General features: G+C 68.7%; 4 protein-coding genes and 1 pseudogene. 2 read left to right on the forward strand and 3 right to left on the reverse strand.

All coding sequences use genetic code 11. The features are described from left to right. Window positions 1-461: tyrosine-type recombinase/integrase (locus A3764_RS01955; protein ID WP_150122054.1), on the forward strand; the 461-nt coding region annotated here is incomplete at its 5' end. 21 nt (window positions 462-482) lie between these two features. Here A3764_RS01955 and meaB read toward each other — a convergent pair. Further along, on the reverse strand, window positions 483-1,451 hold the full coding sequence (meaB, locus tag A3764_RS01960; protein ID WP_067925223.1) for a methylmalonyl Co-A mutase-associated GTPase MeaB: 969 nt from the start codon (window positions 1,449-1,451) through the stop codon (window positions 483-485). A gap of 79 nt (window positions 1,452-1,530) precedes the next feature. Here meaB and hrpB point away from each other — a divergent pair, with 79 nt between their 5' ends. Beyond that, a complete protein-coding gene (gene hrpB, locus A3764_RS01965; protein WP_082865882.1) occupies window positions 1,531-3,570 on the forward strand; it encodes an ATP-dependent helicase HrpB in 2,040 nt (679 codons plus the stop codon). A 50-nt stretch (window positions 3,571-3,620) separates the two neighbouring features. Here hrpB and A3764_RS26315 read toward each other — a convergent pair. Beyond that, window positions 3,621-3,860, reverse strand: a pseudogene (locus A3764_RS26315) (4'-phosphopantetheinyl transferase family protein); the annotation flags it as partial. A gap of 2 nt (window positions 3,861-3,862) precedes the next feature. Beyond that, window positions 3,863-7,139: MupA/Atu3671 family FMN-dependent luciferase-like monooxygenase (locus tag A3764_RS01970; RefSeq protein ID WP_067951104.1), on the reverse strand; the 3,277-nt coding region annotated here is incomplete at its 5' end.

Below are 7,139 nucleotides of genomic sequence, written 5' to 3' on the forward strand. Positions count from 1 at the left end.
TTTCCGAGGCGCTGGGTCTGAAAGGATCGGACGCGCCGCTGCCCCAGACGCTGCGCATCCTTGGCAAGGGGCAGAAGGAACGCAACGTGCCGGTGCTTCCGGCGGCCCGTGCGGCGGTGGACAGCTATCTCGCCATATGCCCGCATCCGCTGGAAAAGGACGCCCCGCTCTTTCGCGGGGTGCGCGGCGGCGCGCTGGGGCCGAGGGCCATCTCGCAGGCCATGGCGCAGGCGCGGATGCAGCTGGGCCTGCCCGCCACGGCGACGCCGCATGCGCTGCGGCACAGTTTCGCCACCCATCTGCTGGACGCGGGCGGCGATCTGCGTGCCATTCAGGAACTGCTGGGCCATGCCTCGCTGTCGACAACGCAGGCCTATACCGCCGTCGATACCAAGCGCCTGATGGATGTCTACAACAGCGCCCATCCCAAGGCCGGGAAACCCGCCGCGAAACGCGCCTGAACGGCGCGCCCTGCCTGCCGATCAGCCCAGGGCCTTGACGAAAGCGCGGGCGGCGGCGGCGGGATCGAGCGTGCCTTCGGCCACCTCTTCGCTCAACGCCTTCATGCGGGCGCGCGCCTCCGGCTCCTCCAGCCGGGCCAGCAGGGCCTGCCGCACGTCCTGATCGAACCAGAACCGGGCCTGCGCGCGGCGGGTAGCTTCCCAGTGGCCTTCGGCGCGCCGCCAGTCGACAAGCGTGCCGATCTTCTCCCACGTCTCTTCGAGACCTGCGTTTTCCAGTGCCGAGACGCTGAGCGCCAGCGGATAGCCTTCCGGGTCCTGCGGACGTTTGCGCAGCAGGCGCAGCGCACCGGCGTAGTCGGCCTGCGTGCGCGCGGCGGTGGACTTCAGCGCGCCATCGGCCTTGTTAACGACGATAATGTCGGCCTTTTCCATGATGCCGCGCTTCACACCCTGAAGCTCATCCCCTCCGGCGGGGGCCAGCAACAGCAGAAAGACATCCGACATCTCCGCCACCACGGTTTCGGACTGGCCCACGCCCACCGTCTCGATCAGCACCACGTCGAACGCCGCCGCCTCGCAAAGCGCTACGACCTCCCGCGTGCGGCGGGCGACGCCGCCCAGATGCGTCTGGCTGGGCGAGGGGCGGATAAAGGCCGCAGGGTCGCGCGACAATTGCTCCATCCGGGTCTTGTCGCCAAGGATCGACCCGCCGGAGCGGGTGGAGGAGGGATCGACCGCCAGCACCGCCACCCGCAGCCCGCGCCCCGTCAGCATCAGGCCAAAGGATTCGATAAAGGTCGATTTGCCTACACCCGGCGTGCCCGAAAGGCCGATGCGCAGGGCCTCGCGCGATTTCGGCAGCGCCTGCAGCAGTGCGGCGGTCTGCGCGCGGTGATCCGCGCGGCCCGATTCCACCAGCGTGATCCCCCGCGCGAGCGCGCGCCTGTCGCCATCGGCGATCCGCTGTGCCAGTTCTTCCGGTTCCATCGCGGCATCATTCGCGCGGGTGCCCGCGAATGTCCATCCCGGACTTGGCGCGGCGAGGCCGATGACGGATAAGGCGGCCATGACCGACGCCCTGCCCATCGACGCGGTGATCCCGCAGATCATCGACGCCCTGCGCACGCAGGGGCGGCTTGTGCTGCAGGCCCCGCCCGGCGCGGGCAAGACCACCCGCGTGCCGCTGGCCCTGCTGGAGGCGGGCCTTGCCAAGGGGCGCATCGTGATGCTGGAGCCGCGCAGGCTGGCGACCCGGGCCGCAGCCGAGCGGATGGCCGAAACCCTGGGCGAGGCGGTGGGCAACACCGTGGGCTACAGGGTGCGTGGTGACAGCGCCGTCTCGCCCCACACAAGGATCGAGGTGGTGACCGAAGGCATCCTGACCCGCATGATCCAGGACAGTCCCGACCTGCCAGGCATCGGTGCCGTCATCTTCGACGAATTCCACGAACGCTCCCTGCCCGCCGATCTGGGCCTCGCGCTCAGCCTCGAAGTGGCGGGGGCGTTGCGGGACGACCTGATGCTGGTGGCCATGTCCGCCACGCTGGACGCGGCACCACTGGCGGCGCTGATGTCGGCGCCGCTCGTCACCTCCGAAGGGCGCAGCCATCCCGTCACCCCCCAGTGGTTGCCCCGCCCGGTTGGCAAGGAGCGCTTCGAAAATGCCTTGGGCGATCTTGTCTGCCATGCGCTTGATGCCGCGCCCGGCTCCCTGCTGGCCTTTCTGCCCGGCGCAAGAGAGATCAGGCGCACCGAAGCCCTGCTGCGCGCCCGCCTGCCGAAGGACTGCGATCTGGCCCCGCTCTACGGGGCGCTCGACTTCAAGGTGCAGCGTGCCGCCATCGCACCTGCCCCGCCGGGGCGGCGGAAGGTGGTGCTCGCCACGTCGATCGCCGAAACCTCGCTGACGATCGAGGGGATCGGGATCGTGGTGGACGGCGGGCTCGCCCGGCGGGCCCGGTTCGATCCCTCCTCCGGCATGTCCCGCCTTGTGACTGAACGCGTCACACAGGCCGAAGCGACGCAGCGCGCGGGGCGCGCCGGGCGCCTCGGGCCGGGGGTGGCCTACAAGCTCTGGACCAAGGGCGAGGACGGCGCGCTCGCCGCCTATCCCCCGCCCGAGATCGAGGTGGGCGATCTTGCCGGTCTGGCGCTGGAACTGGCGCAATGGGGCGCGTCGGAAGACGAACTGCCCTTCCTGACCGCGCCCCATGCCGCCCGCATGGCCGAGGCGCGCGGCCTGCTGCGGATGCTGGGCGCGCTGGATGACGCTGGGCGGATCACCGATCACGGCAAGCGGCTGGTACGCCTGCCGCTGCACCCCCGGCTGGCCCATATGGTCGCCCGGGGCGGCGAAGGCGCGGCCTTGCTGGCCGCCCTGCTGGCAGAGCGCGATCCGCTGTCCGGTCAGGGAACCGATCTGGACCTGAGGATGCGCCTGCTGCGCGGCGACGGGGATCGGGGCGGCGCCCATGGCCCGACCCTTGCCCGTATCCGGCAGGAGGCGCGGCGCCTGCCCCGCCCCCGGAACCCCGATGGCCCGCGCGGTATCGGTGCGCTTGCAGCACTCGCCTATCCGGACCGGGTCGGCGCACGGCGCAGGGGCGAGGCGCCCCGCTACGTGCTGTCGGGCGGCAAGGGCGCGATCCTGCCGCAAGGCGATGCGCTGGCGGGCGCGCCGCTGATCGTCGCGACGGATCTTGATGGCGACCCGAGAGAGGCGCGCATTCGTCAGGCAGCGATCATCAGCCTGCCGGAACTGAGGGCGCTTTTCGCGGATCAGATCGGCTGGCACGAGGTTTGCGAATGGTCCCGCCGCGAAGGGCGCGTGATCACCCGCAGGCAGGAACGCTTCGGCGCCATCGTGCTGGACGACCGCACCTGGTCCGACGCCCCCGGGGAACGGATCACCGCCGCCATGCTCGACGGGGTGCGGCAGTTGGGGCTCTCCCCCTCGCCCTCCGTGGCGCGCTTTCTGGCCCGCGTCGGGCTGATGCAGGGCACGCTGCCGGATTTCAGCGATGACGCCCTGATGGCGACGCTCGAAGACTGGCTTGCCCCGTTTCTGGGCGGGGTACGAACGGCGGCGGACTGGAAGGCCCAATGATCATCGTGAGTGATGCTGCCGCAGAAGCCTGCGGGCCACTGCGGTGCCCGGTCCGCCCCCATGGGGATCGCGATTGCGGTGCCGCCCGCCGCGCGCAACGCCTGCCGTGCCGCCGCCCGCCCCGCTGCGAATTCACGCTGCCGCTTCGGGACGGCGTTCGCGACAGCCGGCTCTTCGGTGCGGTGAAGCGGCGGGTGAACGGAACCGATGCGCGCCTGCGCGGCGTATACACCGGCGGTCAGCAGCGCTTCGATCTCCTTCAAAAGCAAGGGGGCCGAGAGCTTCTCCATCTTCACTGCGCAGGTTCCGCCGCCCGGGCCGCCCGCATTTTTCGCCGGCGGGAGATGATATCGGCGGTTTCCGGGTCGATATCGGGTGCCGATGCCCGGGGGGCAGTTGGCTGTCGCTCAAAGGGCCTGACCTGCGGTTTCACGGCCCGTGGTGAGGCATCGTTTCCGCGCGATGCCAGATGCGTCGCCAATGCTCCCAGCGTCGGAAAGCGGAAGATGTCCGTGACGGAAAGCGCGCCCTTTGCGCCCAGCGCCGCCCCGATGTCCCGATGCGCCTGTACCGCCAGCAGCGAATGACCACCGAGGGAGAAGAAATTGTCCTCCGCCTGCGGGGCCGAAACGCCGAGCAGGTCTTCCCAGACCTTGGTGATCACCGTCTGCGCCCGCTCGCGCGAAAGCTCGGATGCTTCCCCGCGCAGGCGCTCGACCCGCTCCTTGACGGCGGGCGCGTTGCGGGCCCGTTTCGGGCCGGGGGCCGGCAATGCCTTGCGATCGATCTTTCGGTTGGGGGTCAGGGGCATTTCGTCCAGCGTAACGATGAAGGCGGGCACCATGATCTGCGGCAGGCGCTGCGCCAGTTGCGCCCGCGCCGCCGCCGGATCGACCTGTTCGGTTGTCGTGACATAACCCACGAGTTGCCGCCCCGCCGATGTCTCCCGCGCCGTAACCACCGCCTGCCGCACACCGGGCAGCTCGGCAAGCCGCGCCTCGATCTCGCCCAGCTCGATCCGGTGGCCCCATATCTTCACCTGATCGTCCGCGCGGCCACGATAGTGCAGCACGCCGTTCAGGTCGCGCGAGACCAGATCGCCGGTCTTGTAGATCCGCCCCGCGCCAAAGGGGTTCGGACGGAACCGTTCCTCGGTCAACTGCGCGCGCTTCCAATAGCCCGCCGTCACACCCGCCCCGCCGATCCAGAGTTCACCCGGCGCGCCAGCCGACAGAGGGGCCAAGCTATCGTCGAGCACATAGACCTGCGTATTGGCGATGGGGGTCCCGATGGGGGCTGTGGCGGCATCGTCCTTGTTCAGCATCTGGGTGGTTGACCAGATGGTCGTCTCCGTCGGTCCGTACATGTTCTGTATCCGGGCGTCGGTGACACTCCGTAGCGTATCGACCAGCGCCCCCGGCAGGGCCTCGCCCCCCAGCATCAGATGGCGGACCCCCCGCAGTGCCTCTGAGGTCGCTTCATCCAGCAGCAACATCTGCGCCATGCTGGGCGTACATTGCAGATGCGTCACCCCGTGGCGCCGCATTTGCGCCGCGATGGACATATCTTCGGACATTTCGCTGGCCGCCGCCTCTTCGACCACCGGGTTGGCACGGGCGAGCACCTCGGCCAGCGGTTTCAGCCCTTCCAGCACCGTCTCCGGCCCGATCCCGTAATCGATGAGGCAGGCGACCTCATCCACGCCGATGCCGCGCAATTCCTCGGCCCGGGAAAGGCCATCTTCCACGGTGCCGAACATGCCGCTGTCATTGAAATAACGCTCGAAGGCGAAGTCGAGGATGGCATCCATTTCCTCCTCCGACAGGTCATCCAGATCGAGGTCGAAGGCCGAACTCGCACCAGCAGGCTTTTTGAAGGCGGGAAAGGCCCAGGCGTATTGCTTGATGAGGCCCGCGGCGGAGCGCAGATAGTCCTTCATCGGTTCGCGCGCCACGTCACGGGCGGCTTCGCGCGTCTTGGCGAGATAGCTGTGGAGCATCACCGTCACGCGGTGATCCTGCGGATCGTGCCCCGCCTTGCGAAGCGCCTCGCGGTAGATCCCGATCTTTTCCGCGACTTCCGCGACCGTCTGGCCCAGCAGGTGCGTCAGAACGTTGGCCCCGATCTCCCCCGCCTCCTTCCACGTCTGGGGATTGCCCGCCGTCGTGACCCAAATGGGCAGGCTGCGGGAGACAGGGCGCGGTTGCGTCACCACCGGCAAAAGGCTGCCGTCCGCCCGCGGAAATGCGACGCTTTCACCCGCCCAGAGCGCGCGAAGCTGTTTGATCGCGGTATACATGGCGGGCTTGTTGTCGGGCGGCGTGTTCTCGGGCCGCAGCACGAAATCATCCGGCTGCCAGCCACTGGCGATGGCCAGCCCCACCCGCCCGTTGGTGAGGTTGTCGATCACCGCCCATTCCTCCGCGATGCGGGCCGGATGATGCAGCGGGGCGACGCAGGAGCCTGCGCGCACGGCCAAATTCCGGGTCACGGCGGCGACGGCGGCGCCGGTCACTGAAGGATTGGGATAGGGCCCACCAAAAGCGTGGAAATGCCGCTCCGGTGTCCAGACCGCGTTGAACCCATGCGCATCGGCAAACTTGGCGCCTTCGAGCAGCAGTTCGTATTTGCGCGGTCCAACCCCATCATCGTTGCCCCAGTAGAACAGGTTGAAGTCCAACCGCTTTCCGCCCCGCTTTGCTGCAGGGCGCGAGGGTTGGACCTGGCCCGCGAAGACGCTTCGTGCGGGATCGCCCGCCAGCACGACCTTGAAGCCGCGCGCCAACGTCCAGAACAGTTCCAGCACCGAAATATCGAAGGACAGGCTGGTCACCGACAACCAGACCGCACCTTCCTCATGGTCAATCCGCGCATCCATCCCCGCAAAGAAGTTGGCGACATTCTCATGGCCCACCATCACCCCCTTCGGCGTTCCGGTGGAGCCGGAGGTGTAGATCAGATAGGCAAGCCCGCCCTCCCCGTCAAAAGGCGCCGGGGTGGTTTCGGGCGCGTCGGCAATGCGCGGATTATTATCTATCGCCAGCAGGGTGGCATCGCTTTCGGGCACACTGTCCCGCAGGGCATTTTGCAACAGCAGGATGGGGGCTTCGCTGTCGCGCATGAAATAGGCGAGCCGATCCGCCGGATAGGCAGGATCGAGCGGCACATAGGCGGCACCGGCCTTGAGAATGGCCAGCGCACCAACCACCAGATCGAGCCCGCGTTCGCAGTACAGCCCCACCGGCACCCCCGGCCCCGCGCCTAGGTCCCGCAGCACATGGGCCACGCGGTTGGCGCGGGCGTCGAGCGCGGCGTAGCTGAGGCTCTGCCCCTCATGCACCAGCGCGATGGCATCGGGCGTGCGCGCGGCCTGCGCCGCGAAGGCCCCGTGAATGGTCTGGTCTGGGTCGAACGCGGTGGCGGTGTCGTTGAGACCCTCCAGCAGCAGTCGCCGCTCGGCCTCCGGGAGGGGCCAGACATCGGCGCAGGTGATGTCCGCGCCCTCGGCGGCACGGGCGCAGGCAGCCTCGATCCGTTCGCGGATATGCGCCAGTTCCTCGACCGTCAGG

The organism is Sulfitobacter sp. HI0129 (assembly GCF_001635395.1).
Taxonomy (GTDB): Bacteria; Pseudomonadota; Alphaproteobacteria; order Rhodobacterales; family Rhodobacteraceae; genus Sulfitobacter.